22 protein-coding genes are annotated in these 26,671 nt (G+C 64.5%); 16 read left to right on the top strand and 6 right to left on the bottom strand.

Going from position 1 to position 26,671, the window contains the following annotated elements:
• Window positions 1-29: 29 nt before the first annotated feature.
• The 10 genes from HX881_RS20920 (at window position 30) to HX881_RS20875 (ending at window position 13,466) form a co-directional block, all read left to right on the top strand.
• Window positions 30-2,111, top strand: coding sequence for a 3-hydroxyacyl-CoA dehydrogenase NAD-binding domain-containing protein (locus HX881_RS20920; RefSeq protein WP_177086372.1), 2,082 nt, complete (start codon window positions 30-32; stop codon window positions 2,109-2,111).
• Window positions 2,108-3,289, top strand: a complete 1,182-nt coding sequence (locus tag HX881_RS20915) for an acetyl-CoA C-acyltransferase (RefSeq protein ID WP_177086371.1) — start codon at window positions 2,108-2,110, stop codon at window positions 3,287-3,289. Before HX881_RS20920 ends, HX881_RS20915 begins: the two co-directional genes overlap by 4 nt.
• A 42-nt stretch (window positions 3,290-3,331) precedes the next feature.
• Window positions 3,332-4,672, top strand: coding sequence for an MFS transporter (locus tag HX881_RS20910; protein ID WP_052328599.1), 1,341 nt, complete (start codon window positions 3,332-3,334; stop codon window positions 4,670-4,672).
• Window positions 4,673-4,688: 16 nt separating this feature from the next.
• Window positions 4,689-6,149, top strand: coding sequence for an NAD-dependent succinate-semialdehyde dehydrogenase (locus HX881_RS20905; protein WP_177086369.1), 1,461 nt, complete (start codon window positions 4,689-4,691; stop codon window positions 6,147-6,149).
• Window positions 6,150-6,202: 53 nt separating this feature from the next.
• Window positions 6,203-6,961, top strand: a complete 759-nt coding sequence (locus HX881_RS20900) for an SDR family NAD(P)-dependent oxidoreductase (protein ID WP_177086367.1) — start codon at window positions 6,203-6,205, stop codon at window positions 6,959-6,961.
• A gap of 179 nt (window positions 6,962-7,140) precedes the next feature.
• Window positions 7,141-8,481 (top strand): carbohydrate porin, encoded by a 1,341-nt coding sequence (locus HX881_RS20895; protein WP_177086365.1) that lies wholly within the window; start codon window positions 7,141-7,143, stop codon window positions 8,479-8,481.
• 211 nt (window positions 8,482-8,692) lie between these two features.
• Window positions 8,693-9,169 carry a (2Fe-2S)-binding protein gene (locus HX881_RS20890; RefSeq protein WP_017128833.1) on the top strand — a complete coding sequence of 159 codons (477 nt, stop codon included), beginning with the start codon at window positions 8,693-8,695 and terminating at the stop codon, window positions 9,167-9,169.
• Window positions 9,166-11,340: a xanthine dehydrogenase family protein molybdopterin-binding subunit gene (locus tag HX881_RS20885; protein WP_177086364.1), complete on the top strand. Its 2,175-nt coding sequence runs from the start codon at window positions 9,166-9,168 to the stop codon at window positions 11,338-11,340. The genes HX881_RS20890 and HX881_RS20885 overlap by 4 nt, the downstream gene beginning before the upstream one ends.
• Before the next feature lie 183 nt (window positions 11,341-11,523).
• Window positions 11,524-13,143 (top strand): FAD-dependent oxidoreductase, encoded by a 1,620-nt coding sequence (locus tag HX881_RS20880; protein WP_177086363.1) that lies wholly within the window; start codon window positions 11,524-11,526, stop codon window positions 13,141-13,143.
• Window positions 13,140-13,466 (top strand): 4Fe-4S dicluster domain-containing protein, encoded by a 327-nt coding sequence (locus HX881_RS20875; RefSeq protein WP_017128835.1) that lies wholly within the window; start codon window positions 13,140-13,142, stop codon window positions 13,464-13,466. The genes HX881_RS20880 and HX881_RS20875 overlap by 4 nt, the downstream gene beginning before the upstream one ends.
• Here the strand turns inward: HX881_RS20875 and HX881_RS20870 are convergent.
• The 3 genes from HX881_RS20870 to HX881_RS20860 all read right to left on the bottom strand — a co-directional run bounded on the left by HX881_RS20870 (window position 13,442) and on the right by HX881_RS20860 (window position 16,639).
• On the bottom strand, window positions 13,442-14,416 hold the full coding sequence (locus HX881_RS20870; protein WP_017128836.1) for an alpha/beta hydrolase: 975 nt from the start codon (window positions 14,414-14,416) through the stop codon (window positions 13,442-13,444). The two genes, HX881_RS20875 and HX881_RS20870, sit on opposite strands and share 25 nt — an antisense overlap.
• A gap of 168 nt (window positions 14,417-14,584) precedes the next feature.
• The gene (locus HX881_RS20865) at window positions 14,585-15,172 is read right to left on the bottom strand and encodes a plasmid pRiA4b ORF-3 family protein (RefSeq protein ID WP_177086362.1); all 588 of its coding nucleotides are present in this window, start codon (window positions 15,170-15,172) and stop codon (window positions 14,585-14,587) included.
• Window positions 15,173-15,718: 546 nt separating this feature from the next.
• Window positions 15,719-16,639, bottom strand: a complete 921-nt coding sequence (locus HX881_RS20860) for a LysR family transcriptional regulator (protein WP_177086361.1) — start codon at window positions 16,637-16,639, stop codon at window positions 15,719-15,721.
• Between the two features lie 175 nt (window positions 16,640-16,814).
• Here HX881_RS20860 and HX881_RS20855 point away from each other — a divergent pair, with 175 nt between their 5' ends.
• Genes HX881_RS20855 through HX881_RS20830 form a run of 6 tightly spaced genes read left to right on the top strand, consistent with a single transcriptional unit; the run spans window position 16,815 to window position 23,723 of the window.
• Complete coding sequence (locus tag HX881_RS20855) at window positions 16,815-17,432, top strand: thermostable hemolysin (RefSeq protein WP_042936705.1); 618 nt, start codon at window positions 16,815-16,817, stop codon at window positions 17,430-17,432.
• Window positions 17,429-18,994, top strand: coding sequence for an AMP-binding protein (locus HX881_RS20850; protein ID WP_177086360.1), 1,566 nt, complete (start codon window positions 17,429-17,431; stop codon window positions 18,992-18,994). Before HX881_RS20855 ends, HX881_RS20850 begins: the two co-directional genes overlap by 4 nt.
• Entirely contained in the window at window positions 18,969-19,850 is an 882-nt protein-coding gene (locus HX881_RS20845; RefSeq protein WP_017128860.1) for a TauD/TfdA family dioxygenase, read from the top strand. Before HX881_RS20850 ends, HX881_RS20845 begins: the two co-directional genes overlap by 26 nt.
• A 9-nt stretch (window positions 19,851-19,859) precedes the next feature.
• Complete coding sequence (locus tag HX881_RS20840) at window positions 19,860-20,987, top strand: aminotransferase class III-fold pyridoxal phosphate-dependent enzyme (protein WP_177086359.1); 1,128 nt, start codon at window positions 19,860-19,862, stop codon at window positions 20,985-20,987.
• The gene (locus HX881_RS20835; protein WP_042936706.1) at window positions 20,965-22,305 is read left to right on the top strand and encodes an aspartate aminotransferase family protein; all 1,341 of its coding nucleotides are present in this window, start codon (window positions 20,965-20,967) and stop codon (window positions 22,303-22,305) included. Before HX881_RS20840 ends, HX881_RS20835 begins: the two co-directional genes overlap by 23 nt.
• Window positions 22,306-22,307: 2 nt before the next feature.
• Window positions 22,308-23,723, top strand: coding sequence for an amidase (locus tag HX881_RS20830; RefSeq protein WP_177086358.1), 1,416 nt, complete (start codon window positions 22,308-22,310; stop codon window positions 23,721-23,723).
• Between the two features lie 6 nt (window positions 23,724-23,729).
• Here HX881_RS20830 and HX881_RS20825 read toward each other — a convergent pair whose 3' ends face one another.
• From HX881_RS20825 to HX881_RS20815, 3 genes are all read right to left on the bottom strand, one after another.
• Window positions 23,730-24,638, bottom strand: a complete 909-nt coding sequence (locus HX881_RS20825; protein ID WP_177086357.1) for a DMT family transporter — start codon at window positions 24,636-24,638, stop codon at window positions 23,730-23,732.
• 150 nt (window positions 24,639-24,788) lie between these two features.
• Window positions 24,789-25,979: a cyanate transporter gene (locus HX881_RS20820; RefSeq protein WP_042936715.1), complete on the bottom strand. Its 1,191-nt coding sequence runs from the start codon at window positions 25,977-25,979 to the stop codon at window positions 24,789-24,791.
• Between the two features lie 152 nt (window positions 25,980-26,131).
• Complete coding sequence (locus tag HX881_RS20815) at window positions 26,132-26,584, bottom strand: cupin domain-containing protein (protein WP_177086355.1); 453 nt, start codon at window positions 26,582-26,584, stop codon at window positions 26,132-26,134.
• Window positions 26,585-26,671: the final 87 nt, after the last annotated feature.

Below are 26,671 nucleotides of genomic sequence, written 5' to 3'. Positions count from 1 at the left end.
CCGCTTCACTCTTTCGGGACTTGCCTGCCATGACCACACTTTATGAAGTACACGCAGGGATTGCGTTGCTGACACTGGACAATCCTCCGGTGAACGCCTTGAGCCACGCCTTGCGTCGTTCCCTGGCCGAGCGCCTGGAGCGTTGCCTGGCCGACCCGGCCGTACGCGGCATCATCCTGATGGGCGCGGGAGGGCGGGCTTTTTCGGCGGGAGCGGACATCGCCGAATTCGGCTCGCCCGCCAGTCACGCCGACCCGTCCCTGGGGGCCCTGATCGGACAGATCGAGAACGCTCGCCTGCCGATCCTGGCCGCCATCGACGGGCATGCATTGGGCGGCGGCCTGGAGTTGGCCCTGGGGTGTCACTGGCGCGTCGCCAGCCGTCGCTCGCGCCTGGGGCTGCCGGAAATTCACCTGGGGCTGATTCCCGGGGCTGGTGGTACCCAGCGCCTGCCCCGGCTGATCGGCCTGCAGCCGGCCTACGAGATGATGCTCGGCGGCCAGCCGATCGACGCCGAACGAGCGGCGCAGCTCGGGCTGGTGGATGAGGTGCTCGACGGTGAGTTCGCCGCGCGGGCACTGCGCTGGTTTGTTGCCTTGCTCGACGGCGGCCAGGGTGTGCGTCGCAGTTGCCAACGGGAGGTTGTCGAACAGGCGTTGCCGGCACTCCCCGGACGCGTCGCCAGCCATGCCGCGCAGGCCTTGCGGCAATGCGTCGAGGCGTCCGTGCGGCAGCCGTTCGAGGCTGCGATGGAGCTGGAACGCACAACGTTCGCCGCCCTGGAAAGCAGTGCCGAGTCGGCGGCCCTGCGCCATGCTTTTTTCGCCGAGCGTCGCGCCGGCACACTCTCCGGGCTGGCCGCCGGAACCCGCCCGCTGGCCCTGCACAAGATCGCCGTGGTCGGCGCCGGTACCATGGGGAGCGGGATCGCCATGTGCTTTGCCAATGCCGGATTCAGCGTCGGCCTGCTCGATGTCAATCCGGACTCGCTGACCCGTGGGCTTGCCGGGATCCGGCAGAACTACAAGGCGCAAGTGGACAAGGGGCGCCTGAGTGTCGACGCCGCGCAGCAGTTGATCCGACGGATCGCACCACATGACAGCTTCGAGGCCATCGCCGATGCCGATCTGGTGATCGAGGCAGTGTTCGAGGACCTGGCCGTCAAGCGGACGGTATTCGCCACCCTGGATCGGGTCATGAAGCCGCAGGCCTTGCTGGCGAGCAATACCTCGACCCTGGATATCGACCGTATCGCCGGGTTCACCAGCCGTCCCGGGCAAGTGCTGGGCCTGCATTTCTTCAGTCCGGCCCCGGTGATGCGCCTGCTGGAAATCGTGCGCGGTCGCGCGACCCGCGATGAGGTGCTGGTCACGGCGCTGGACCTGGCCAGGACCCTCGGCAAGATCGGGGTCGTGGCGCGCAGTGCTGACGGCTTTATCGGCAATCGCATGTGGCACCAGTATTTGCGCCAGGCCTCGCTACTGGTGGAAGAGGGAGCCTCGCCGATGCAAGTGGACCGCGCGCTGCAGGACTGGGGATTCGCCATGGGGCCGCTGCGGGTCGCCGACCTGGCGGGTCTGGATGTCGGCTACGACATTCGTCAGCGGCAATACCGCGATTATCCGGATCAGCGCTGGTCCGGTTGGCTCGACCGCGTCAGTGAACTGGGGCGCCTCGGCCTGAAGGGTGGCACCGGCATCTACGCCTATCCGCAAGGCAGCCGGCAAGCCGTGGAGGACCCGCTGATACAGACATTGATCGAGGACTATCGGCGTGAGCGGGGCGTGGTGGCCCGCACGTTCAGCGACGAGGAGATCGTCAGTCGCTGCCTGGATGCGCTGAGTGTCGAGGGTATCCGCCTGCTCGAAGAGGGGGTTGCCCAGCGAGGCTCGGATATCGACGCGGTGTTTCTCAATGGCTACGGCTTCCCCCGTGCGCAGGGCGGGCCGTTGTTCCAGGCCGACCGGGCCGGACTGGCGGCGCTGATCGAGCGCCTGACCCTCCGCGCGGGCGAAAGTGATGCGCGGTTCTGGGCGCCGCCGCGGCTGCTGTGCGATGTGATGGCGCATGGCGGCAGGCTGTCGAGCCATGAGGGGGAGGGACGTCCATGAACGAGGTCGTGGTGCTTTCCACCGCTCGCACCCCCATTGGCAAGGCCTATCGGGGCGCCTTGAACGCCACCTACGCGGCAACGCTGGGCGGGCACGCAGTGGAGCATGCGCTGGCACGCTCCGGTCTGCAGGCCGGCGAGATCGACGATGTGCTGATGGGCTGCGGTCGCCCCGAAGGCACCGCCGGCGAGAATATCGCCCGGCAGGTGGCCTTGCGTGCCGGGTTGCCCGTGTCGGTGCCCGGTGTGACGATCAATCGCTTGTGCTCCTCCGGGTTGCAGAGCATCGCCATGGGGGCGCAGATGATTGCCTGCGGTGACGCGCAAACGGTGATCGCCGGTGGCCTGGACAGCATTTCCTGCGTGCAGAACGAACACATGAACCATTTCATGGCGCAGGATCCCTGGCTGCTGGCCCGGCGTCCCTCGATCTACCTGAACATGATCGAGACCGCCGAGGTGGTCGCCGGGCGCTACGGCATTTCCCGGGAGCGCCAGGATGTCTTTGCCGCGCGCAGCCAGCAGCGCAGCGAGCGGGCCCGACTCGAAGGCCGGTTCGCCACGGAAATCGCGCCGATGGAGGTGTGGCGTCAGGTGCGCGACAAGGAGACCGGCCAGGTACGTGGCGAAGCCTGTCGCCTGAGCGAGGACGAGGGTATCCGCCCCGGGACCACCGTCGAGGCGCTGGCTGGTCTCAAGCCGGTGATCGAGGGCGGCTGCGTCACTGCCGGCAACTCCAGCCAGTTGTCCGATGGTGCGTCGGCCTGCGTACTGATGGATGCCCGTCGGGCCGAACGCGCCAACCTGCAGCCGTTGGGCTATTTCCGCGGCTTTGCCGTAGCCGGTTGCGAGCCGGATGAAATGGGCATCGGCCCGGTCCTGGCGGTGCCGCGCCTGTTGGCCCGGCACGGCCTGCGTGTCGACGATATCGATCTCTGGGAACTCAACGAAGCCTTTGCCGTGCAGGCGCTGTATTGCCAGGAGCGGCTGGGGATCGACGACGAGCGCCTGAACGTCAATGGCGGCGCGGTCGCCCTCGGTCACCCCTACGGCATGTCGGGATCGCGCCTGGCCGGCCACGTGCTGATCGAAGGACGACGACGGCGCGCGCGTTGGGTGGTGGTGACGATGTGCATCGGCGGAGGGATGGGCGCAGCCGGTTTGTTCGAAGTGGTCTGAGACCGCGAAATTCAATAAAAACAACAACACGAGAGCTTTCTTATGAACACAGTCAATAATGGGGTGATGGCGGGGGCTTCCACGCCAGCCTCACCAGCAACGGCGCGCGACGCCACTCGCCAGTCCATTCGCCGGGTGGTATTGGCCGGTGCATTCGGGACGGTGGTCGAGTACTTCGATTTCAGCGTCTATGCCTTCCTGGCGACCACCCTGGCAGCGGTTTTCTTCCCTGCCCAGAATCCCACCGCGGCGCTGCTCTACACCCTGGGCGTGTTTGGCGCGGCGTTTGTCGCCAGGCCCCTGGGTGGGATTCTGATCGGACACCTCAGCGACCGTTATGGCCGCCGCCCGGCCCTGACGGTAGCAGTGGTCGGCATGGCGTTCGCCAGTACGCTGATCGGGTTGTTGCCGGTCTATGCCAGTATCGGGATTGCCGCGCCAGTGCTGCTGTTCGTTCTGCGTTGTGTGCAGGGGCTGTCGGCCGGCGGCGAACTGGGCAGTGCCGGCTCCTACGTGGCCGAAGTGGCTCCGGATGGGCGGCGGGGCTTTCTCACCAGCACCACCCAGGTCGGCACGCTGGTCGGTACCATGCTGGGTTCGCTCTGCGTGGGCCTGATGCACATGGGCCTCAGTGACGAGCAGATCCTGTCCTGGGGGTGGCGGATTCCGTTCCTGATCTCCCTGCCTCTGGGGATCGCCGCGCTGATCGTGCGCAGCAGGATGGAGGAGTCCAAACAGTTCGAGTCCGTGGAGGAGCAGGGCGCGGTCGCGAAGATCCCGGCATTGTCGGCGCTGGTCTCCCACCCTCGGGCGGTGTTCACCGTGTTCGGTCTGACGCTGGTGTCCTTCGCCTCCTACTACCTGGTGTTCACCTACATGGCCACCTACTTCGAGCGCCAGGGCATCATGCGTCCGGGGCTGGCGGCCTGGTCGACGACGTTGACACTGCTGCTGGCGGCGGTGGCCATTCCGGTCTGGGGCAAGATCACCGACCGCATCGGTCGGCGCCCGATCCTGATTGGCGTGTGCGTCGCCAACCTGCTGCTGGCCTGGCCGTTGTTCCTGTTCATGCAGAGTTCGGTGGGCGCAGCGTTCTTTTCGCAGATCGTGCTCGGTCAGATCGAAGCCGCTTACCTGGGGGTGATCCTGGCCGCCTATTGCGAGATGTTCCCGGCCCGGGTGCGCTCCAGCGGCTTCAGCCTGGGCTACAACTTCTCGGCGATTCTCGCCGGCGGCAGCGCCCCCTACCTGGCCACCTGGCTGATCTCGGTAACCGGCGTGCCCCATGCCCCGGCCTGGATCCTGATGGCCATGGCCTTTCTTTCCCTGTTGGTGGCCTTGACGGTATCCGAAACCGCCAATCGCCCGATGCCGACCGTTTAACGCACTGGAGTCCCTCATGAGCATTGCGAGTTACCCGCAGATTTATCAATTCATTGCCGGACGCTGGGTCGAAGGCGGCGCGCAGACCGTCGAGCAGGTGCTCGACCCGGCCACCGAACAGGTGCTGGGCCGTTACCGCCACGCCTCGCTTGGCGACATCGACGCGGCCCTGGCCGCCGCGGACGAGGCATTGCCCGGATGGCGCGGCAAGACGGCCGAAGCGCGCTACCAGATCCTGCGCACCTCCGCCGGACTGCTGCGCCAACGCACTGAAGAAGCGGCGACGATCCTCAGCCTGGAGCAGGGCAAGCCGCTGGCTGAAGCACGGATGGAGATCCAGGTCAGCGCCGACGTGCTCGACTGGTATGCCGAGGAAGGCCGCCGCGCCTACGGTCGGGTGATTCCCGGCGCGGCCAACAGTCGCCTGCTGGTGGTCAACGAGGCGATCGGCGCGGTGGCGGCGTTTACCCCGTGGAATTTTCCCGCGACCACCGTGGCCCGCAAGCTGGGTGGCGCGTTGGCCGCCGGCTGCACGGTCATCATCAAGGCCTCCGAGGAAACCGCGGCGACGGCCGTGATCATTTTCCAGTGCCTGGAGCAGGCCGGGTTGCCGGCGGGGGTGGCGAACCTGCTGCTGGGTATCCCCGCGGAAATTTCCACGCGACTGTTGAGCAGCAAAGTGATCCGCAAGGTGTCCCTGACGGGGTCGTTGCCGGTCGGCCGGGTGCTCGGGCATCTGGCGGTGGACAACGATCTGGTGACCACTATGGAGCTGGGCGGCAACGCGCCGGTGATCGTGTTCGACGATGTCGATGTCGAGGCGGTCGCCACGTTATGCGCCACGGCCAAGTTCCGCAATGCCGGACAGGTCTGCAATGTGCCAAGCCGTTTCTATGTGCATGAGCGCATCGCCGAACGTTTTGCCGCCACGGTTCAGGCGTTCGCCCGGGACCTGCGGGTCGGCCCCGGTGTCGAGGCCGGCACGCAGATGGGGCCGCTGGCCAATGCCCGGCGGCTGGCGGTGATGCAGCAACTGATCGATGACGCACGGGAGCGCGGGGCCGACCTGCTGGCCGGCGGCAAGCGCCTGGAACGCGACGGCTACTTCTTCGCGCCGAGCGTGCTGGCCAATGTCCCGGATGCGGCCCGGGTGCTGGTGGAAGAGGCGTTCGGCCCGATCATGCCCATCACCACGTTCAGTGATCGCGATGAAGTGCTGGTGCGTGCCAATGACACTGCCTATGGCCTGGGCTCCTTTGTCTTTACCGAGTCCCTGGATCATGCCACCTACGTCAGCGATGCCCTGGAAGCCGGGATGGTCGGCGTCAATACCACGGTGCTTTCGCGCACTGAAACCCCGTTCGGCGGAATCAAGGCCTCCGGGCATGGTTTCGAGTCGGGCATCGAGGGCCTGGAAGCGTACCTGCGCAAGAAGGTCATCCTGCAACACCCACCGGTTCGCGGCGCTGCACGCTGAATCTTGTCGATCAGGCCGACCGGACAAGCGGGCCGGCCAACAGGGAGAACATCATGTCAGTTGAAAAAGTCGCCGTCGTCACCGGCGCCGGCAGTGGCGTAGGCCTCAAGACCGCCGGGTTGTTGCATCGCAAGGGCTTCCGGGTGGTGTTGCTGGATATCGATGGCGATGCGGCCTTGACCCAGGCCACGGTCCTGGATCCGAGCGGCCTGAGCGTATTGGCGGCACGGGTGGATATCTGTGACGCGGGGCAGGTGCGCGCGGCCATCGACCAGGTACGCGCGCGTTGGGGACGGGTGGATGTACTGGTCAACAACGCCGGCATGCCCCAGGCCAATCTGCCTTTCGAGGCGGTTTCGGCGCAACTCTGGAGCCAGGTGCTGGACGTCAATCTCATGGGGATCGTCCACCTTGCCCAGGCGGTGGTACCGCTTATGCGCGAGCAGGGTAGCGGGCGCATCGTCAATGTCACCTCGGTGGCAGGCAGCCGCGCCCGGCCCGGAATGAGTGCCTATTGCGCGGCCAAGGCCGCGGCGATCTCCCTGACCCAGACCCTGGCGCTGGAGCTGGCGGACGCCGGCATCCTGGTCAACTCGGTGGCTCCCGGCTCGCTGGAAACCCCCATGTTCAGGAAATTCCTGCAACCGGATGAAGCCTGGGACGCGGCCATGGAGCGCTACTTGCCGAACATCCCGCTACACCGCTTGGGGCAGCCCGAGGAGATCGCCGAAACGGTGGTCTGGGTGGCGAGTGAAGCGCCCGGTTTCATGACCGGGCAGAACATCATTGTCGATGGAGGGCGATGCCTGTAGCACGGCCGCACCCGTGTTGCGTCGCCCGACGGCGCAACACGACGTGCAAGCAGGGGCCGTCATGAAAGTTCATCCAACGCGTTAACCCAAACCCGATAAACGTTTTAAAAAAACAGTTTCGTACTTCGAAGCTGCGGATTCTTTTTGTCTGATAAATCCAATAATAAAAGGTGGCAAATATGAAGGTTTCATCGCGCTCAAGCGCTTTTCTGCTGGCCGGGACCGTGATGTTGAGCGAGTCGGCATTATCGGCGCAGGCCTTTGACACGGCCTCTCCCTGGATGCTGGGCGATTGGGGCGGCTTGCGCCGGGAGTTGCAGGAAAAGGGTTACGACTTCGGTCTCAGTTATATTCCGGAAGTGGCGACCAATATCAAAGGCGGCTATGACCATGATCGTACGGCGCGGTATGCCGATCAGTTCGCCCTGAGTTCACATTTCGACCTGCAGAAGATTCTCGGTATCCAGGATGCCGATTTTCAGTTGACGATAACCGAGCGCAGTGGCCGGGACATCACCAACGACCGGCTGGTGGACCCGCGAGCGGGCTACATCTCGTCCTCTACCCAGGAAATCTATGGCGCCGGCCAGACCTGGCGCCTGACCAAGATGTGGTATCGCCAGATGTTTTTCGACAAGGCACTGGATATCAAGTTTGGCCGGATCCCGGTGGGTGACGATTTCGACACCATCGGTTGCGAGTTCCAGAACTGGGCCTTCTGCGGTGCCTTGGGCGGACATGGTTCGAAGGTGTGGTATAGCGCCCCCGTCAGCCAGTGGGCGGCACGGGTCAAGTACAACTTCAACAAGGATACGTACTGGCAGGTCGGTGCGTTCGAGTTCAATCCCACGGAGCTGGAGCCGAACAACGGTTTCAAACTCAATACCAGCGGGCGTACCGGCACGACGTACCTGAGCGAACTGGGTTGGAACCCACTGTTCGGTAGCGGCTATCCGGGCATGTACAAACTCGGTGCCTATTACAACACCGCAAAAACCACGGATGCCCTGGATGATGCCAATGGCGCGCCGCAACCCCTGACGGGCCTGCCCCTGGCAGAGCGCAACAACAAGCAGGGCTGGTATGCCTACGCCCGGCAGAAAATCACCGCGGACGCCGGTGATCCACGGCGCGGTCTGAGCCTTTTCGCCCATTACTCGGCCAACGACAAGGCCACCTCGATGATGGACTACCAGGTGGAACTGGGGGCGATCTACACCGGGGTGTTCGCCTCGCGTCCCGAGGATGACCTGGGCTTCGCGGTGGGGGCGCTCCATGTCAACCCGGCGTTTGCCAAGCGCATCGAACTGCAGAACCAGGTACGGGGGCTGGTCGACTACAACGACCCGCGCTATCAGCCTGAACGTACCGCCGAATACGTCGCCGAACTGCATTACGGGATCAAGGTGGCACCCTGGTTGACCGTGCGCCCGAACATCCAGTACCTGGCCAATCCCGGGGGGGCTTATCAGGTCGACGACTCGGTGGTACTGGGTGTGCAGGTCATGAGCAACTTCTAGGGCCTAGCCGCTCCCGAACAGACGGGAGGCCTGCAACGGGCCTCGCCGTCATCCATCGCGACGTCCGGCGCGCCTTGTTAGCCGGACTTCAAAGGCTCTGAAGGCGGCATCGGTTCTCCGGGGTGGGTGTTGGCCCTAGGATGCTCGGTAGCATTTTGATCAGTGGCGACGCCTGGCGCACCGCTGACCCATCGACTGGCAGGAGCTGAACATGACCCAGACATTGAAGATAAATGGCACCGTGCACACGGTCGATGTCGATGACGATACGCCGCTGCTCTGGGTCCTGCGGGATGTGCTAGGCATGACCGGCACCAAGTTCGGTTGCGGCATGGCGTTGTGCGGTGCCTGCACCGTGCACATGAACGGCGTGGCGATCCGCTCCTGCCTGATGCCGGTCAGTGCCCTGGCCCAGGCCGAGATCACCACCATCGAGGCCGTGGGCGAGACTGTCGCCGGCAAGAAGATCCAGGACGCCTGGCAGGCCCTGGAAGTGGTGCAGTGCGGCTACTGCCAGTCCGGACAGATCATGTCGGCGACGGCGCTGCTGGCAAGCAATCCCAATCCCAGTGACAGCGATATCGATAACGCCATGGCCGGGAACATCTGCCGGTGCGGCACCTATGCGCGCATTCATGCGGCGATCCGCCAGGCGGCCGGGGCGAGCTTCGTCAAGGTGGGCGCATGAACATCAGGTTCGACACGACTGCTGGCGGCCGAGTGTCGCGGCGCGGCTTTCTGAAAATCGGCGCGGCCACCGGCGGCGGGTTGCTGTTGAGCCTGGCCTTGCCCGGTGCGATCGGTGCCGGCCTGGCCGATGACAACACACTGTTCGAACCCAACGCGTTTATCCGCGTCGACCGCCAGGGCAAGGTGACTTTCACTATTGCCCAGGTCGAGATGGGACAGGGCACCTACACCTCGATCCCGGTATTGATCGCCGAAGAGCTGGCGGTGCGTCTCGACCAGGTGGTGATCGAGCATGCCCCGGCGGACAACAAGCGTTATGCCAATCCGCTGCTGGGTTTTCAGGTCACCGGCGGCTCGACCTCGATCCGCAGCGCCTGGGACCCCCTGCGCCAGGCCGGCGCCACCGCCCGGACCCTGTTGCTCCAGGCGGCCGCCCTGCAATGGGGCGTGGCCCCGAGCAGTTGCGTGGCAAGCGAGGGAGTGGTCCGGCATGAGGCTAGCCGGCGTTCCCTGACCTACGGTGAGTTGGTGGAGAAGGCGGCGACCCTGCCGGTGCCGGAAAAGGTCGAGCTGAAAAGCCCGGAGCATTTCCAGCTGATCGGGCTGACGAGCAAGCGCACCGACTCGCCGGCCAAGGTCAACGGCACGGCCCTGTATGGCATCGACGCCCGGCCGGAAGGGTTCAAGGTCGCCGCGGTGACGGCCTGTCCGGTGATCGGCGGCAGCCTCGCCAGCGTCGACGACCGCGCGGCCCTGGCGGTCAAGGGCGTGCTGCGGGTCATCCGTATCGACAACGCCGTGGCCGTGGTGGCCGAGCATATGGGCGCGGCGCGCAAGGCCCTGACCTTGCTCGATATCCGCTGGAACGAAGGCGCCAACGGGCAATTCTCCACGGAAAAAATGCTCCAGGCGATCGAGCAGGCGTCCCAGGCCACGGGGGCCGTGGTGCGTAATGTCGGTGATGTCGCGCAGGCGCTGGCGCAGGCCGACAGGAAGTTCGAGGTGGTCTATCAGGTGCCGTTCCTGGCCCATGCCTGCATGGAGCCGATGAACTGCACCGTGCATGTCCGCGCACAAGGCTGCGACCTGTGGCTGGGGAGCCAGGTGCCGGCGCGGGCGCAGGCAGTGGCCGCGCAGTTGACCGGTCTGGCCGAATCCCAGGTCCAGGTGCACAACCACTTGCTGGGCGGTGGTTTTGGCCGGCGCCTGGACGTGGACTTTGTCGCCCAGGCGGTGGCTTTCGCCAAGCAGGTCGAGTTTCCGCTCAAGGTCATCTGGTCCCGGGAAGAAGACACCCGTCACAGCACCCTGCGGCCCTACCATTTCAACCACCTGAGTGCCGGCCTGGATGCCCACGGGCGGCCGACGGCCTGGATCCATAAGGTGACGGGCTCGTCGATCCTCGCGCGCTGGTTGCCGGCACGCTTTGCCAACGGTATCGATGGCGATGCCATACGCGACCCGAGCGGTCCCTATGACTTCCCGAACATTGGCGTCAGCTACATCCGCCATGAACCGCCCGAAGGCATTACCACCGGTTTCTGGCGCGGTGTCGGGCATACCCAGAACGTGTTCATGGTCGAGGGCTTTATCGATGAGCTGGCGGCGAGCGCCGGGCAGGACCCGGTGGCCTATCGGCTGGCGCTGCTGGACAAGCACCCGCGTGCGCGCAAGGTCCTCGAGGCGGTCGCACAGCACTCGGGCTGGGGCACCTCGCTGGAGAAAGGCCGGGGCCGCGGCGTTGCGCTGACCTTCTGCTTCGGCACCTACGCCGCCCAGGTGGCGGAGGTGAGTGTCGATGCCGCTGGGCAGGTGCGCGTGCACAAGGTGACCTGCGTGGTCGATTGCGGGCGCGCGATTGTGCCTGACAGCATCGTCGCGCAGATGCAGGGCGGGGCGGTCTTCGGCCTGAGTGCGGCGTTGTTCGGCAACATCACCTTCAAGGACGGTAAAGTCGAGCAGGGCAATTTCGACACCTACCGGGTCCTGCGGATGAACGAGATGCCGGCCATCGAAACCCATCTGCTGGACAGCGACGAGTCTCCCGGCGGGATTGGTGAGGTGTCCACGGTGACGATTGCACCGGCGCTGGTGAACGCCGTGTTTGCCGCGACGGGCAAGCGCCTGCGTCAGTTGCCTGTCGATAGCCGCCAGCTGGCGGGTGCCTGAGTCGTTTCGATCCAGCGCTGTCCGATTGGCGGCTCGAACGACCGATTATAAGCAAAGAACACTTTGGCCGGTGCCTCTGCGACGGCGTTGCTGTATCAATACCGGCTGCAACGCCATCAACCACCTGACTGTCGTCGGGCTCGCTCCATCCAGTACTTCAGCGAATCCAACGAGGGGACCAACATGTCAGGTTTGCAAGAGCGCGTGGGCGGCCGGGAGTGGCGTGCCGATGTGCTGATCATCGGCGGGGGGCCGGCGGGTACCTGGGCAGCCATCAGCGCCGCCGCCCGTGGTGCCAGTGTGGTACTGGCCGACAAGGGCTACTGCGGCGCATCCGGGGCCACCGCGCCGTCGGGCACCGCCGTCTGGTACGTCGAGCCCGATGCGCGCAAGCGCGAAGCGGCCAAGGCCAGCCGTTATGCCCGGGGTGGCTATCTGGCCGAGACCGCCTGGATGGACCGCGTGCTCGCGCAGACCTACAGCAATATGCAGACCCTCGCCGACTGGGGGTATCCCTTCCCGCTGGACAGTGCCGGCGAACAACGCCGCATGTCCTTGCAGGGCCCCGAATACATGCGCCTGATGCGCAAGCGGGTGAAGCAGGCGGGTGTGCGTATTCTTGACCACAGTCCGGCCCTGCAACTGCTGACCGACCCTGACGGACGCGTCAGCGGTGCCACGGGTATCTCGCGGCAGAAACATCAGGCATGGCGGGTGGAAGCGGCGGCGGTGGTGATCGCCACCGGAGGTTGTGCGTTTCTCAGTCGCGCCCTCGGCTGCAACGTGCTGACCGGCGACGGGCACCTGATGGCCGCCGAAGCCGGTGCGCAGTTTTCCGGCATGGAGTTTTCCAACGCCTATGGCCTGTGCCCGGCATTCGCCTCGGTGACCAAGTCGGCGTTTTACCAGTGGGCGAACTTCTATCATGGCGATGGCCGGCTCATGCAGGGCGCCGGTTCCGCACAAGGGCGCAGCGTCATTGCCAAGGCGCTGCAGAGCGAAGCGGTGTATGCGCGGCTGGACAAGGCCGATGCCCTGGCCCAGGCGCAGATGCGCCTGGCGCAGCCGAATTTCTTCCTGCCGTTCGACCGTCTCGGTATCGATCCCTTCAGCCAGTTGTTTCCCGTGACCTTGCGCCTGGAGGGCACCGTGCGCGGCACGGGCGGCCTGCGCATTGTCGACGAGCAGTGCGCCACCAGCGTGCCGGGGCTGTTCGCCGCCGGCGACGCGGCGACCCGCGAACTGATCTGTGGCGGTTTCACCGGCGGCGGCAGCCATAACGCCGCCTGGGCCTTGTCTTCCGGCTTCTGGGCCGGGGCCGGGGCGGCGCAATTCGCCCAGGGCAATCGGCTGTCGGGAGGTATTCATCTGCGCGAGCAGGGTGGTGCCGGTCTGCTCGATGCGCGGGGTCGGCAGCTGGACCCTGGCGCCTTGATCAAGGCGGTGCAGGACGAAGTCTTCCCGTACCAGCGCAACTGGTTTCGGCGTGGCGACGAGTTGCAGGCCTCGCTGGGCCGGCTCGATACCTTGTGGCAACAGGTACGCACGGCGGCACCGGCCTCGGACAGCGAGCAGACCCTGCGCCTGCGCGAAGCCAGCGCGATGCTCGCCGTCTCGCGCTGGATGTACCGCAGTGCCCTGGAACGCACGGAAAGCCGGGGCATGCATCGGCGCAGTGACTACACCCGCCTCGACACGACCCAGCGCCATCGCGTGCTCAGTGGCGGCCTGGACGAAGTCTGGACCGCTCACCAGTCGCTGGCACCGGTGGACGAACAACTTCTCGCGGAGCAGGCGGCATGATCGAACTCATCGACGCCCAACGCTGCACCGGCTGCAACATCTGCGTCCTGGCCTGCCCGACCAACGTCTTCGCGCCGGTGGCGGGGCAGGCACCACGGATCGCCCGGCAGGATGACTGCCAGACCTGCTACATGTGCGAAGTCTACTGCCCGGAAGATGCCTTGTTCGTCGCTCCCTACGCTGATCGGCCCGCCACCGATGCCGAGATCGCCCGGCAGGCCGGACAGTGGCTGGGCAGCTACCGCGAGGCCGTGGGCTGGGGCAAGGGCCGCCAGTCCACGGCCAGCGCCGACCAGAGCTACCAGTTGCTGGGCAAGGCCTGAGTCACCGGGGCCTGGTCACGGATGGCCTGGTCGAGGATGGCTTGGTCGAGGAAAAGCGCCGCGTTTTCCAGCGCCTGCATCCCTTGCGGCAGAATCGCCGCGAACAGATGCCAGACGTGAAACATCTGCGGCCAGACCTCCAGCGACACCCGTACGCGGTTCTCCCCCAGGTGGGTGGCGAGCCGCATGGCGTCGCTGAGCATCACTTCGTTTTCCCCGATCTGCACAAGAATCGGCGGCAGCCCCCGGACATCGGCGAACACCGGTGAGGCATCGGGATCGGTAGGCAACGCACCGTTGAGAAAGGCCTTGGCGAGTAGCGTCAACCCCAGGCGCGAGGCCTGCGGGTCGAGGCCGTCGCGGTTGTCGATGGAGGCGCCCGTATGCGCAAGGTTGGCCCATGGCGACAGCGCCGCGCCGCCTGCGGGCAGAGGCAGGCCGGCGTTGCGCGCCTTGACCATCACCGAGACGACCATCGCACCGCCGGCCGAGTCCCCCGAGAAAACGATGGAGCGCGGGTCGTTGCCCTGCTCAAGCAGCCAGCGATAGGCCGCCAGGGTGTCATCGATCGGGATCGGGAAGGGATGTTCGGGGGCCAGCCGGTAGTCCGGCAGATAGACCCTGGCCCCCAGCAGCTTGGCGAAGTGCCCGGCGAGGCCCAGGTAGCCCTTGGGACTGCCGCCCACGTAACCCCCGCCGTGGATGTAGAAAAGAATCCGCTCGCCTTGCAGTCCGTCGGGAATCACCACGGCGCCGGGGATGCCACCCATATCGATGGCATGGGTGGTAACGCCCTCGGGAATCGGGTGCGAGGACAGCACCTGTTCGTAGGCCTGGCGCTGCTGGTCAAGGGTGGTGGTCGTTTCCTGACCCAGGAGAAAAGGGCCGAAGTCGGCGGCCGATGCGACCCAGGCGTCGAGACGGGCCTGGACAAGGGGAGTGAATGCCATGGAAGGTTCCTCGTGTGGCAACCCCGCGACAGGTTCGGGGTTGGCGAATGAGATTCCAGTTTATTCTTAGCATTGACGAATGGATTTCCCCTCTGTGGGGCCGGATGTGTTGACCGAACGTTCGTTGAAGACGTTCTGGATAGCGCCAGGGGCGTGCCAATAGCGGGCTCAGGCGCCGATCTGCCTCAGCAACCGATTGACCCGGACCGCGTCAAACGCGGCCGGATCAAAACCGCTCTCGCCGAACCACTCCAGCATGTTTCCGTGCTCGGGATGAGTGGGGTCGGTCAATGCGGCCAGACACTCGCCATACCCGGGCGCGCCACCGATATCTTCCGGTGGGCAGGCGTTGGCCCCGTCGATGCAGTACGGCAACGCAGGGCAGGCCTCGGCGGGCAGGGTCTTTTCCAGAGTGATCAGGTGCTCCCAGTTGTCGCCGAAATCGTAGACATAGTGGAACGTGCTGTGCTGCTGCAACACGTGAACCAGGGCATTGCCTTGTTCCGCGACCGGCGAGCCGTCCTGATGACTGCCGGAGACTGGAGCCCTGTAGTGCCTGCCGGCGATTTCAAAGCGGTGCGGGTGGGTGTCACTCCAGCCCATGCTCGTCTGGATGACCCGGTGCAGGGTGTCCAGGGAAATGCTGTCAGGCACCGCGACCTGGCGCCAGATCGTGGGAATGATGGTTTTCAGTTCGATGCGCAGTATCTGCACGCTGGCGGTGTGTGGCTCAGCCAGGCGGGTGGTCTGGGGCATAGGGCGCAGGCAGCCTCGCGGTGGTCAATGGCAGGGAGTTGTCAGGCCGATACTAGCGGTGTTGCACCGTGGCGAAAATCAGATGGGACGGACAGGTTTGGTGTGAATAGGCCTACATGCCTGGCTGGGGTTTAAACCTCGATCTATCCCTTGGGAGCGTTTCGTCACCGTCGGGAGTAGTTGGCTGCAACTAGTCGGACCCTATGACCGCCCACCTGTTACGTACAACGCCCCCCGAAAAGGAAGAACGAGCGTTTTAGCAAAAGATTATCAACATAATAATGACGTCAATATGTTGCCAACGTCCCTTGTTGCTGCGGCAAATGCCCATGAACGGCTGCATTCGTGCATATCGGCGGGTATGTAACATGTTTTTGCACAGTGCCTGGCGAGAGGTTTTCCGTGTCTCGTGCCCGGAGTATGAGTATCGACGGATTGTCCGACGTTTTTACAACTAAGCCGCCACTTGGCCTTTAATTGACACCGCACCAATTTAACCGGAACCGGTACACACTCAAACGCGTGTCCCGGCTCTCGGCGACACTCCTAGGCGCAGACCTTGGCAATCTGTTCGCGCAGCCAGGTGTTGGCACTGTTCTGGCCGGCCTTGCGGTCCCATAGCATGTCCATGGTAAAGCTGGGCAGGCCCGCCGGGGGTTTGCAGAAGGAAAACTTGCTTTCGTCGCAGATCAGCGCCTGGATGCGACGGGGCAGGGTGAGCACCAGGTCGGTGCCGTTGATCATCTCAAGCGCCGCGACATAACTGTTGGAGCGAGCAACTATCTGCCGGGTATAACCCTGTTTGCCGAGCCAGCCGTCGACCATGTTGGTGTCCGACATCCAGGGCGTCGGAAAGATATGTTGACGCTCGACAAAAGTTTCCAGGTTGAACTTGTTGTCGGGTGGCATGAAGTTCTTGTCGACCACGCATACCAGGTCGTCGTCCAGGAGTATTTTGGATTTGAAGTTCTTCGCGTCGCGATGAAAATTGGGGCCGGAGCAGATAACCAGGTCGAAACGGCCATCAGCAAGTTTCTCGACCGGAATGTCTTTATGAAACTTGTGGATGTTCAATATGACCGGGAAACTGCTCTTGATAAAACTCTTCAGCAGGCTGGGCAGAATCAATAGTTCAAAATATTCAGGTGCACAGATATTGAACGTGATCTCTTTTTTCGCCGGATCGAAGGATTTGGTCTCCGAATGACAGAGGTTGATGCTCTTTATGATGTTGATGACATGGCTGTACATGCTGGTGGCCTTGCTGGTGGGCCACATGGCATTACGGGTGTGGATGAACAGCTCGTCCTCGAAGCTGGTGCGCAGCTTTTTCAGGCAGTAGCTCACGGTGGACTGGCTGACACAGAGGGTTTCGGAGACCTCGGTGACGCTGTTCTGCTCATAAAGTGCGACGAATACCATCAGGTCCTGCATGTCCAGCTTTCTGAGCAAATTGCTATTGAGCATAAAATCCGTCTCGGTGAATATCCATGGGTATTACTTTTCTTCAGGTTTTTACTAAATCTGCCTATTTGTATATTAGCGGATGCAATTTAGTTTTTAAATAGCCTGTAGGAGTCCTCCTCCATATATTCGCGGCTCACATTTTGATAACCCCTGCACAGGGACGGAGGAGGACGAAATGTTGGTACGTGTCACGGAAAGCCAGACACCCTTGTGGACGCAGGCAACGGAAGTTGTGAAGGAAAAATTTCGCAGCTCTTATAAGGCAAGCGTGGAACCAAACCCGCAATATTTTGCACTAACGCAAGACGCCGAGGAACGGATTCTTTCTTGCGCCGGTATAACTTTTGCCGACCATCGAACACTGTTCTCCGAGCAGTATCTGCCGGAGCCGGTGGAGACGATTCTGTCGCGCCGCTTCGAGAAAACCATCGACCGCGCGAACATCGCCGAGATCGGCAGCCTGATCTCCCATCACCTGACGGCAGGCATCATCATGGTCAACATGATTCCCCTGCTGGCCTGGTGCATGGGGGCCCACTACCTGCTGTGCACGGTCACGCCTCGGGTCCGGGAGATGATGGAGAGCTGCCAGATCGTCTTCGAACCTCTGCTCGCCGCCGACCCGCAGCGACTGGCCGATGAAGCCGGCAAGAAGTGGGGCAGCTACTACTCGAAATTGCCGGTCACCGGGTTTATCCGCGTCGACCCGCAGCGCTCGCGATTCGCCGCGCTGACCCTGAACACCCTGTTCAGCCAGCTACCGACCGATCTGCCAGTGAGGGCGCAACCATGAGCCGTGCGTTCATTGCCGACTTGCGGCTGGCCTTGCAGGTCAACCGTCATGAAGTCTGCTCGGTCGATTGTGTCGCCGCAGGTCCCGAGCATGGGATTGCCCTGACCTATGGCGAGCTGGAACACCGGGCGTTGAACCTCGCCGCCGAGCTGCAGCGCCGCTTCAACGTCACCCCTGGTGGCGAACGTGCGGTACTGGGCATTGCCACGCGCAACAGCAGTGACTGGTTGATCGCCGACCTGGCCTGCCTGTTTGCCGGGATCACTGCCTTGCCGCTGCCCCTGGCCTTCAGTCAGTCCCAGGCCGAGCACCTGGCCGAGCGTTGCGACGGTTTCCTGGTCGACAACGCAGGCTTGCGTACCCTGGCCGAGCGCTGGCTGCTCGATTTCCCCGCCGACCGCCTGCGCCGTATCAGCGAGCCGGCCCTGGAGCAGCCGTTGCTGCACGAGCCGGACGACAGCGACTGGATCTGCAAGATCATCCACACCTCGGGTACCACCAGCCGGCCCAAGGGTGTACGCCTGAGCACGGCGGCGGTGGGGGCGGTGCTGACGTCCCTGCGCCAGGGCATGCCGGCCGATGCCCATCGTCGCTATCTGTCGCTGGTGCCCCTGAGCCTGCTGCTGGAGCAGGTCACCGCCGCGTACCTGCCGCTGCTGGCAGGTGGGACCGTGTATTTCCTGCCGGAAGAAGAGCCGCTGCTGGGTGAACCGGGGGCTTCGCCCCAGAACCTGATCGACTGGATCCTGCGGGTCCAGCCGACAGCCCTGACGGTTCCGCCGGTGATGCTCAATCGCTTCTACGAGCAACTGGCCCGGGGTGATGCGCAGGGCGAGCGCCTGTCGCGCTACCTGCATTCGGGTGTGCATATCACCTGCGGTGGCGCGGCGGTCGGTCTCGATATCCTCAATGCCCTGGCCGAAGACGGTATCCCGGTGTTCCAGGGCTACGGGCTGTCCGAGAACGCCTCGGTGGTCAGCATGAACACCGCGCAGCACCAGCGCCTGGGCAGCGTCGGCAAGCCACTGCCCCATGTCCAGGTGCGCATCGGCGCCGACCAGACCATCGAGGTCAAGAGCAGTTCGCTGTTCAGCGGTTATTCCGGGCTGGACCCGAGCGCCTGCTCGATGTCCGCGGACGGCTGGATGGACACCGGCGACCTGGGTGAACTGGATGCCGACGGCTACCTGTATGTGCGGGGGCGCAAGAAGAACGTGATCTGCCTGCCCAATGGCCGCAACGTCAGCCCCGAGCAGGTCGAGCTGGAATACCGCGAATACCCGGGGGTGCGCGATGCCGCGGTGTTCTTCGACGAGGATCACGGCCTGGTGGCCCTGCTCTGTGTCGAGGCGCAACCGGACCACGCCGAACTGGCCAGTTGGTCGGGCCGTCGCTTCTCCGATATCGAGCGCCCGAGCCACCTGTGGCTGCTGACCAAGGACGATCCGCTGCTCGAACAACTCTACACCGTGACCGGCCGCCCGAAGCGCGCCGATATCGCCACTGTCTTCGCCACTCTGCAAGGGAATGCACACCATGAACACGCCTGCCTATCACTCTGAAAACCCCGATATCTCGATTGTCGAACCGCGCCATTTCGGCAGCCTCGGCAAGACCGAACTGTACGAATTGCTCGGACACTACGGTGTCGTGCTGTTTCGCAACTGCATTCACAACGCCGAGGATTTCAGTGCCTTTGTCCGCCAGCACAGCTCGCGGCTGAGCCTCGATCCGGCCCGGGTCATGGTCGGTGGCGCGGCGCAACTGGTGGATGCGGGGCGCGATGCCGTCGGCCTGCATTGCGAGAACGGCAACTCGCCGTTCTGGCCGGACATCACCTGGTTCTATTGCCAGGAAGCGCCGCGCAAGGGCTCGCAAACCACCCTGTGCGATGGCGAGCGGGTCCTGGCGAAACTCTCGCCGCAGTGCCGCGAGTTCTTCGAACTGAACCCGATCCGCTACAGCCGCACCGTTGCCGGCGACAAGTGGCGCCGCCTGGTCTGCCACTATTCCTCGACGCTATCGGACCCGGCGGCGGTGGTCATCGATGACCTGCTGCAGGTCATCGGCGACGATCCGCGCACGCAGATTTCCTTCAATCCGACCGACGACTCGATCCATTACGCCTTCACCACCTCGGCGATCCTGGTCTCGGAGTTCAGCCGGCGTCCGGCCTTCGCCAACAGCATCCTCGGACCGTCCTTCAACTATGAGGCGCCGGTGATCGATACGCTGTCCGGGCTGCCGATCCCGGGTGAGTTCCTGGTCGAGATCGCCGCCGTGACCGCCCAGGAAACCTACCCGGTGGGCTGGCGCGACCACGACATGGTGATGATCGACAACCGCAGGGTGATGCACGGCCGCCAAGCCATCGTTGACGACCGTCGGCGCATTTTCAACGCCCTGAGCTACCGCTGAGACCTCTCTATGAAAACCAGGAACAAACAAATCATCACCGGCCAGTACGAGACCTACACCGACGGCAACGGTCGCCAGATCGTCGACCTGAGCGGCGGCTTCGGCTTCCAGGTGCCCGAGGTGATCGACGCGGTCAGCCGCCAGGCCGGCATCATGGGCCTGTCCAACCGGGTGCTGATGTCCGAGCCGCTGATCGCCCTGTGCCGCACCCTGGCCGAGCAGTTGCCCGAGCCGCTGGTCAGCTCCTATGTGTGCAGCTCCGGCGACGAAGCCTTCGAGGGTGCGTTGAAGCTGTGCAAGGGCCTCAAGCCCAAGGGCAAGACGATTGTCTTCATCCAGGGCGGCGACTATGGCTCGCTGAGTTACGGGCGCTGCCTGAGTGCGTCCCAGGACTATCAGGAGATCCAGCGCTTCCTCGGCTTCGAGCGGGTGGCGATCAGTCAGGTCGGTGACCTGGACACGGTCGACTGGAACGACTGCTTCGCGGTCTGCCACACCAGCACGGTGATCGATGGCAGCGGTCACCTGCGCCTGATCGACCAGGCACTGCTCGACCAGGTGTATGCCCGGGCCGCCAAGGCTTCGGCGCCGGTCATCGCGGTCGATGTGCAGAGTTGCCTGGGCAGCCTGGGCCACCTGTTCGGCTTCCAGCGCTATCGCAACACGCCGGATATCGTGGTCCTCGGCGGCGCCCTGGGGGGCGGCGCCATTCCCATCGGCACCTATACCTGCAGCGAGCGGATGGCCTATGACGTCTACGGTCGCAGCAGCCCGGCGAAGCACGGCAGCACCACCGCGGGCAACCCGATGGCCTGCGTGGCCGCGCTGACCGCGCTGGACTATGTGCGCACCCACGATTCGGCCAGGCAGTGCCTGGAGAACGGTCGGCTCCTGGCCCAGGCACTGGCCCCGGTCGGGGCGGTGGCCTGCGGCGCCTGGGTCAGTGTGCCCGTGCCCGCCGACCTGACACCGGCCGAGCTGTGCGAGGCGCTGTACGAACAAGGCGTCTACGTCAGCGAACCACGGGGCCGCGAACTGATCCTGCGTTGCCCGATCACCGCCCGTGCCGAACCCATCCAGCGTGCCGCCCAGATTATCAAGGAGACTTTCAGCCATGTCCTTAACCCTGCCTCATGAGCAACTGCTGGATGATTGCCAGCGTCACTGGAGTGCCTCGGCGGCCAAGCTCTACCGCCTGGGCAAGACCAGCGTCGAACAGCACACCGATGGCATCTATGTCACCGACCATGCCGGCAAGCGCTTTATCGACTGCGCCTGCAGCTACGGGGTGTTTATCGTCGGCCATCGCAACCCGCTGGTGCGCGAGCAGGTGCAGAACCAGCTGAACCGCATGGCGTGGGTTCCGGAAGGGCGCGTGCATCCGTTGCAGGAGGCGCTGTCCGAGCGCCTGCGCGACCTGGTCCCGGGCGACTGGGGCGATGTGCAGTACATGGTCTCCGGCGCCGAGGCCATCGAGCAGAGCCTGCGTTACGTGCTCAAGGTACAGAAGCATCGTCGCGGCATCGTGGTCATGGGCGATTCCTACCACGGCAAGACCCTGGCGGCGATGAGCATCCTCGGCCAGCAACAGCACCATCGCAGCTACGGCACCCATGCGCCGCAGGTGACCTACGTGCCGTACGGCGACTTCGCCGCCTTGCAGAAGGCGGTGGGCGAGGGCGTGTGCGCGGTGTATGTCGAGCCGATCCTCGGCGGCGCGCACCTGCAGGTTCCGCCGGTGGGCTACATGGCCAACATCCGTGCCCTGTGCGACGCGACCGAGACCCTGCTGGTGGCCGACGAGATCCAGACCGGCTTCGGCCGTTGCGGCAAGTGGTTCGCCGTGCAGTACGACGAAGTGGTGCCGGACATCATGATCCTTTCCAAGGGCCTGACCGGCGGCTACACCTCGTTTGCCTGTGCCATGTACAGCCAGCGCCTGACCCGGCAGCATCCGCTGCGCGAGATCGAGCCGGACCAGCGTACCAACGGCGGTCACCCGGTGGCCTGTGCCTCGGCTCTGGCGGCCATCGATTACATCGAGCAGCACGACCTGGTGGAGCAGTCACGGGTCAATGGCGGCCTGCTGCGCCACGGCCTGCAACGGCTGGCCGAGCGCTACCCGCAGATCGTCGAGGACGTGCCGGGTGTCGGCCTGATGACCGGCCTGCGCCTGCGCGGCTCGGTCTATGAAGCGCTGATGAGCATGGAGCTGGGCAAGCGCGGCATTCATGCCGGGCATTCGATGAACGAGAAGGCCAGTCGCCCGGTGTTGCGTTTCTATCCGCCGTTGAACATCACTCCCGAGGCGCTGCGGCATGTGCTGACCATGACCGAGGAAGCCCTGGAGGCCATCGCCCAGCGGCCGGCCCTGGGGATCAAGGCGTTCTCCCTGGTGGTGCGCAACATGTACCAGATCCCCAACAAGCTGCTGCGCAGCAAGGGGGAGCGCTGAACATGTTCAATCCGGACACCCTGACCCTGCGCGAAATGGCCGGCTTGTTGCGCCGGGGCGCGCTGACCAGCGTGAACCTGCTGGAGTTCTACCTGCAGCGCATTGCCGAGCGCAATCGGTCGATCAATGCGCTGATCCAGCTGGAGTCGGTCGACGAACTGCGGCGCCAGGCCCGCGAGGCTGACGAGCTGGCCAGTATCGGCAAGCTGCGCGGACCTTTGCACGGGGTCCCGCTGACCATCAAGGACGTCTGTCATGTGCGGGGTTTTCGCATGTCGCGGGGCCTGGAGGAATTGCTCGGCGAGACCAGCGAGCAGGACGCCACGGTGGTGGCGCGGCTGCGCGAAGCCGGGGCGATCATCCTCGGCATCAGCAACGTGCCCGAGCTGTGCATGGCCTTCGAGACCGAGAACCTGCTCTATGGCCGCACCCTCAACCCCTATGATCCGCAGCGCTCCGCCGGCGGCAGCAGTGGCGGTGAAGCCGCAGCCATCGCCGCCGGCTGCTCGCCGGCCGGCCTGGCCTCGGATGCCTGCGGCAGCGTGCGGATTCCGGCGCACTTCAATGGCATCTGCGGCCTCAAGCTGACCCAGGGCCGGGTGCCGTTGACCGGGCAGTTTCCCAATGACCGCTCGGGCCTTTTCCACCTGACTTCGGCCTTTGGCGTGATGGGCCGGTATGTCGATGACCTGGCCTTGCTCGGGCCGTTGATCAGCGGTGCCGACGGTCAGGATCCGGACACCGTCGACGTGCCCTTTGTCGAGAGCAAGCCCCTGGCCGAGCTGCGTGTGGCACTGTCCTGGGAATCGGCGCGGACCCGGGTCAGCCCTGGGGTGAAGCAGGTGCTGCAGCGGGTCGAGGCGTGCCTGGGGACGGTGGTCGCCGGGCTCTCTGCGGCGGTACCGCCGATGCTTGATGAGGCCTGCGACGTGTTGTGGCGGGTGTTCATCACCGGCGCCGATGGCGGTCGTGGCTGGCAACGGCTGTTCCAGGCGATGAACAAGCAGGCCTATACCCCGGCGACGGCGGAACTGGTCCGGCTCAGTGGCGAGGTCGAGCTGAGCGTCGACGAAATGAAGCGCGACTGGATTGCGATCGACACCTTCCGCTACCAGTTGGCGAAGTTCTTCACCGAGCACGATCTGTTCATCTGTCCGGTGTTCCCGGACGTGGCCTTTGCCCATGGCGAGTCCCTGGACGACCGTGACCGTTATGCCTTTGTCTTCCCGTTCAGCCTGTCCGGTTCGCCAGCGGTGGTGATTCGCGCCGGCCATGACCCGGACAGCGGTTTGCCGATCGGCATCCAGATCGTCGGGCCCCATTGGCAGGAAGAGCGCCTGCTGGCCGTCGCCGCGTTCCTCGAGCGCCAGCTGGAGCGCTGGACCCCGGTCATGCCCCGGGGTGCAACGACTGCCTGAGGCCGTTTACGCCAGCACCGGCTTGGGGGTACGACTGGTCATCACCAGCACCCCCATGCCGACCGCCACCAGCACGGCACCGACGGCTTCGATCAGCGTCGGTTGCTGCCTGAGCCAGAACCAGTGGAACAGGGTCACGAACAGCGTGTTCAGGTAGACATAGGAAATCACCGTCGACGGCGCGATCACCCCGATGGCCCGATGCAGCAGCCAGAAGGTGGCCAGGGTGCCGAACAGCGCCAGGTACACCAGCCAGAACATATCCCGCCCCGTCAGCAGCGTCCCGCTGCGCCAGCCCCCACTGAACAGACAGAACGCCAACAGGAACAGCGCGCCGAAGAGCATGTTCCAGAAGGTCATCGCCACCGGATCGCGGCCCTTCAACACGCCGGCCTTGAAGCGTTGGCTCAAGGGCGAGTAGAGCGCCATCGCCAGGCAACCGACACCGAATACCAGTACCGGATACAGCGCGGGCAATTCTCCCGGCGCCGCGCCCTTGAGGATCAGCATCACGGCGCCAGCCGCCGCGAGCACCATCGGTGCCAGGCGGGTCTTCAGGTTCGGGCTGGGCAACAAGAACACTTCGAAGCACAGCGTCATCAGCGGCACCAAGGTGTACAGCGTCGCGGTATTGACCGCGGTGGTGTAGCGCAACGCCTCGAACAGCGAGCCGAAATACGCCGCCAGCAACAGGCCCAGCACTCCATGGGCGAGCAGGCCCTTGAGCGAGATCGGCGAGGTGTTGTTCAACAGCAGCGGCAGGAACAGCAGGGCGGAAAACAACAGGCGCAGGCCGGTCAGCAGGATCGGGTCGATCGACTGGCCGACCTCGGCGGCGGCAAAAAAAGACGCGGCGATCAGGATCGCCCAGATCAACATGCCGCCGTGAGCGGTGGCAAAACTGGCTGGTTTCATGAGTGTTTCCAGGGTTGGGCGTGCGTGGCCATGATGGCCTGCGGGCACGGGTGGGAAGAGGCGTGGCGCAGTGGCGCGGGGAGACGGGAAACGGTCCTTTCAAGGCTGGCCGGGCAGCCGCTGGGGAGACCCTGGAAGGACCGTCGACGCTTACTGGATATGCTGTGCGTAATGCTTGGGATTGAAGCGCAGCACCATCACGATCATTACCGCCATCACGGCCGCGAGGGACCACCAGGCCCACTCGAAGCTGCCCAGCTGGTCGCGGATCATCCCGGCGATCAGCGGCGAAAGGCCGGCGATCAGGTAGCCGATCCCCTGCACGAAGGCGGTCAGGCCACCGGCGCGACGCGGGTTGTCCAGATGGTCGAGGGAGACGATCAGGCTCATCGGGAACAAGCCGCCGATCCCCAGGCCCAGCAGGCACGGCCACAGCAGGGTGAAGCGTTCGGGGCTGAGGATCAGGCCGCAGAAGCCGGCGATGATCAGCAACAGCAGCACCGCCAGCACCAGGCGGCGATCCTGGCTGCGGTTGGCAATCGCCGGGGTCACCAGGCCGGACACCACTTCCATGGCGGTCAGCAGGCCCAGCAGCAGGCCGGCGCTCTGTTCGCTCCAGCCTTTTTCCACGTAGTAGGGCGCCAGCCAGGCCAGCACACAGGTGTAGGAGGCGGTGCCGAGGCCGAAGAAAATCGCCAGCAGCCAGGCCCGCGAGTTACCGACGAACGATTCCTGGCGACCGCTGGCCGGTGCCTGGGGCAGGTGCGGTACCGCCGAGCGCTGGGCGAACCAGACGATCAGGCCCACCAGTGCCAGCAGTCCCCAGACCGCCAGGCTGATCCGCCAACTGCCGGTCTGCGCCAGGACAAACGGCGAGAACGACGCCGCCAGTGCCGCGCCGCCCATGATCGAGGTGACGTAGACACCCATGAACAACGAGACATTGTTGCTGAAGCGCGACTTGATCAGCGCCGGCATCACCGCCTGGATCAGGGCGATGCCGAGGCCGGCCAGTACCGCGCTGAGGATCAGTTCGGCGGTGCTGTCCAGGTACAGCCGCGAAGCGGTGGCCAGGCCGATGACCAGCAGCGACACGACAATGGTGCGGTGCTCGCCGAAGCGCTGGGCGATGCGCATGCCGAGGAACATCGCCAGGCCCATGGCCATGACCGGCAGCATGGTCAGCAACGCGGCGGCGCTGAAACTCAGTGGGATATCGCCACGAATGGCCGACAGCAGCGGGCCGACAGCGGCCATTGACGGCCGCAGGTTGAGTGCGACCAGTACCACGCTGACCATCAGCCAGACGGCATGAGCGCTTGAAGCTCTAACGTTTTCCATGTGGGAGCCTTAGATTACAAAGCTCCGATTAGGCCACCTCGGGTGCGCCAGGGCAATTTGAAAACTAGGCGGCGATATCGAGAAATTAGGATTCGCTGCCGTGCGGCCAGGCAAACGCCACGCGCTTGGGGTGGCGTTTGCCTGAATTGGCGTTACGGTTTCAGTTCCACCAGCGACTTGCCCTTGTGCACCACGTAGGTGGCCAGTTCCGAGGCCTGGTCCTTGCCGATGTTCTTCGCCAGGTGGGCGACGCCCTCGGGGATAAACAGCGAATCGCCGGCCTTGAGCGTCACGGGCGGCTGCCCTTCGAGCTCATATTGCATGGTGCCCTTGAGCACATAGGCGACTTCCACCCCGGGATGGGAGTGGCGGGGCGCGGCTACGCCGGGTTCGAAGTCGACCCGGGTCTGGATCACTTCGCGGCCGGACGTGGCGTCGAGGTCCTTCTGCACCAGGTCGGTACGGTGCAGTCCGGTCTGCCAGCTTTTCATGGCCGGCGCGGTGGCTTCCTGGGCCTGGGACAAGTTCGAGAAGGCGGCGAGGGCGGTGACGGCCAGGACCAGGCCGAAGGTTCCAAGGGGGTTACGGGACGCAATGACGGACATCATGGTTCTCCTGCACATGCACGGCTGGGCCGCGCGGGACACCGCGGATACGGCGAGCCCATCAGGCACCCGTCGTGTATCGCGCGC

This window comes from Pseudomonas gingeri, assembly GCF_013386115.1.
GTDB lineage: Bacteria > Pseudomonadota > Gammaproteobacteria > Pseudomonadales > Pseudomonadaceae > Aquipseudomonas > Aquipseudomonas gingeri.
The sequence above is the reverse complement of the archived record's forward strand: the minus strand, read 5'-3'. Positions and strand labels throughout refer to the sequence as shown.

Coding starts and splice junctions, on each gene's coding strand:
- HX881_RS20920 (WP_177086372.1), top strand. CDS start 30: ATGACCACACTTTATGAAGTACACGCAGGGATTGCGTTGCTGACACTG.
- HX881_RS20915 (WP_177086371.1), top strand. CDS start 2,108: ATGAACGAGGTCGTGGTGCTTTCCACCGCTCGCACCCCCATTGGCAAG.
- HX881_RS20910 (WP_052328599.1), top strand. CDS start 3,332: ATGAACACAGTCAATAATGGGGTGATGGCGGGGGCTTCCACGCCAGCC.
- HX881_RS20905 (WP_177086369.1), top strand. CDS start 4,689: ATGAGCATTGCGAGTTACCCGCAGATTTATCAATTCATTGCCGGACGC.
- HX881_RS20900 (WP_177086367.1), top strand. CDS start 6,203: ATGTCAGTTGAAAAAGTCGCCGTCGTCACCGGCGCCGGCAGTGGCGTA.
- HX881_RS20895 (WP_177086365.1), top strand. CDS start 7,141: ATGAAGGTTTCATCGCGCTCAAGCGCTTTTCTGCTGGCCGGGACCGTG.
- HX881_RS20890 (WP_017128833.1), top strand. CDS start 8,693: ATGACCCAGACATTGAAGATAAATGGCACCGTGCACACGGTCGATGTC.
- HX881_RS20885 (WP_177086364.1), top strand. CDS start 9,166: ATGAACATCAGGTTCGACACGACTGCTGGCGGCCGAGTGTCGCGGCGC.
- HX881_RS20880 (WP_177086363.1), top strand. CDS start 11,524: ATGTCAGGTTTGCAAGAGCGCGTGGGCGGCCGGGAGTGGCGTGCCGAT.
- HX881_RS20875 (WP_017128835.1), top strand. CDS start 13,140: ATGATCGAACTCATCGACGCCCAACGCTGCACCGGCTGCAACATCTGC.
- HX881_RS20870 (WP_017128836.1), bottom strand. CDS start 14,416: ATGGCATTCACTCCCCTTGTCCAGGCCCGTCTCGACGCCTGGGTCGCA.
- HX881_RS20865 (WP_177086362.1), bottom strand. CDS start 15,172: ATGCCCCAGACCACCCGCCTGGCTGAGCCACACACCGCCAGCGTGCAG.
- HX881_RS20860 (WP_177086361.1), bottom strand. CDS start 16,639: ATGCTCAATAGCAATTTGCTCAGAAAGCTGGACATGCAGGACCTGATG.
- HX881_RS20855 (WP_042936705.1), top strand. CDS start 16,815: ATGTTGGTACGTGTCACGGAAAGCCAGACACCCTTGTGGACGCAGGCA.
- HX881_RS20850 (WP_177086360.1), top strand. CDS start 17,429: ATGAGCCGTGCGTTCATTGCCGACTTGCGGCTGGCCTTGCAGGTCAAC.
- HX881_RS20845 (WP_017128860.1), top strand. CDS start 18,969: ATGAACACGCCTGCCTATCACTCTGAAAACCCCGATATCTCGATTGTC.
- HX881_RS20840 (WP_177086359.1), top strand. CDS start 19,860: ATGAAAACCAGGAACAAACAAATCATCACCGGCCAGTACGAGACCTAC.
- HX881_RS20835 (WP_042936706.1), top strand. CDS start 20,965: ATGTCCTTAACCCTGCCTCATGAGCAACTGCTGGATGATTGCCAGCGT.
- HX881_RS20830 (WP_177086358.1), top strand. CDS start 22,308: ATGTTCAATCCGGACACCCTGACCCTGCGCGAAATGGCCGGCTTGTTG.
- HX881_RS20825 (WP_177086357.1), bottom strand. CDS start 24,638: ATGAAACCAGCCAGTTTTGCCACCGCTCACGGCGGCATGTTGATCTGG.
- HX881_RS20820 (WP_042936715.1), bottom strand. CDS start 25,979: ATGGAAAACGTTAGAGCTTCAAGCGCTCATGCCGTCTGGCTGATGGTC.
- HX881_RS20815 (WP_177086355.1), bottom strand. CDS start 26,584: ATGTCCGTCATTGCGTCCCGTAACCCCCTTGGAACCTTCGGCCTGGTC.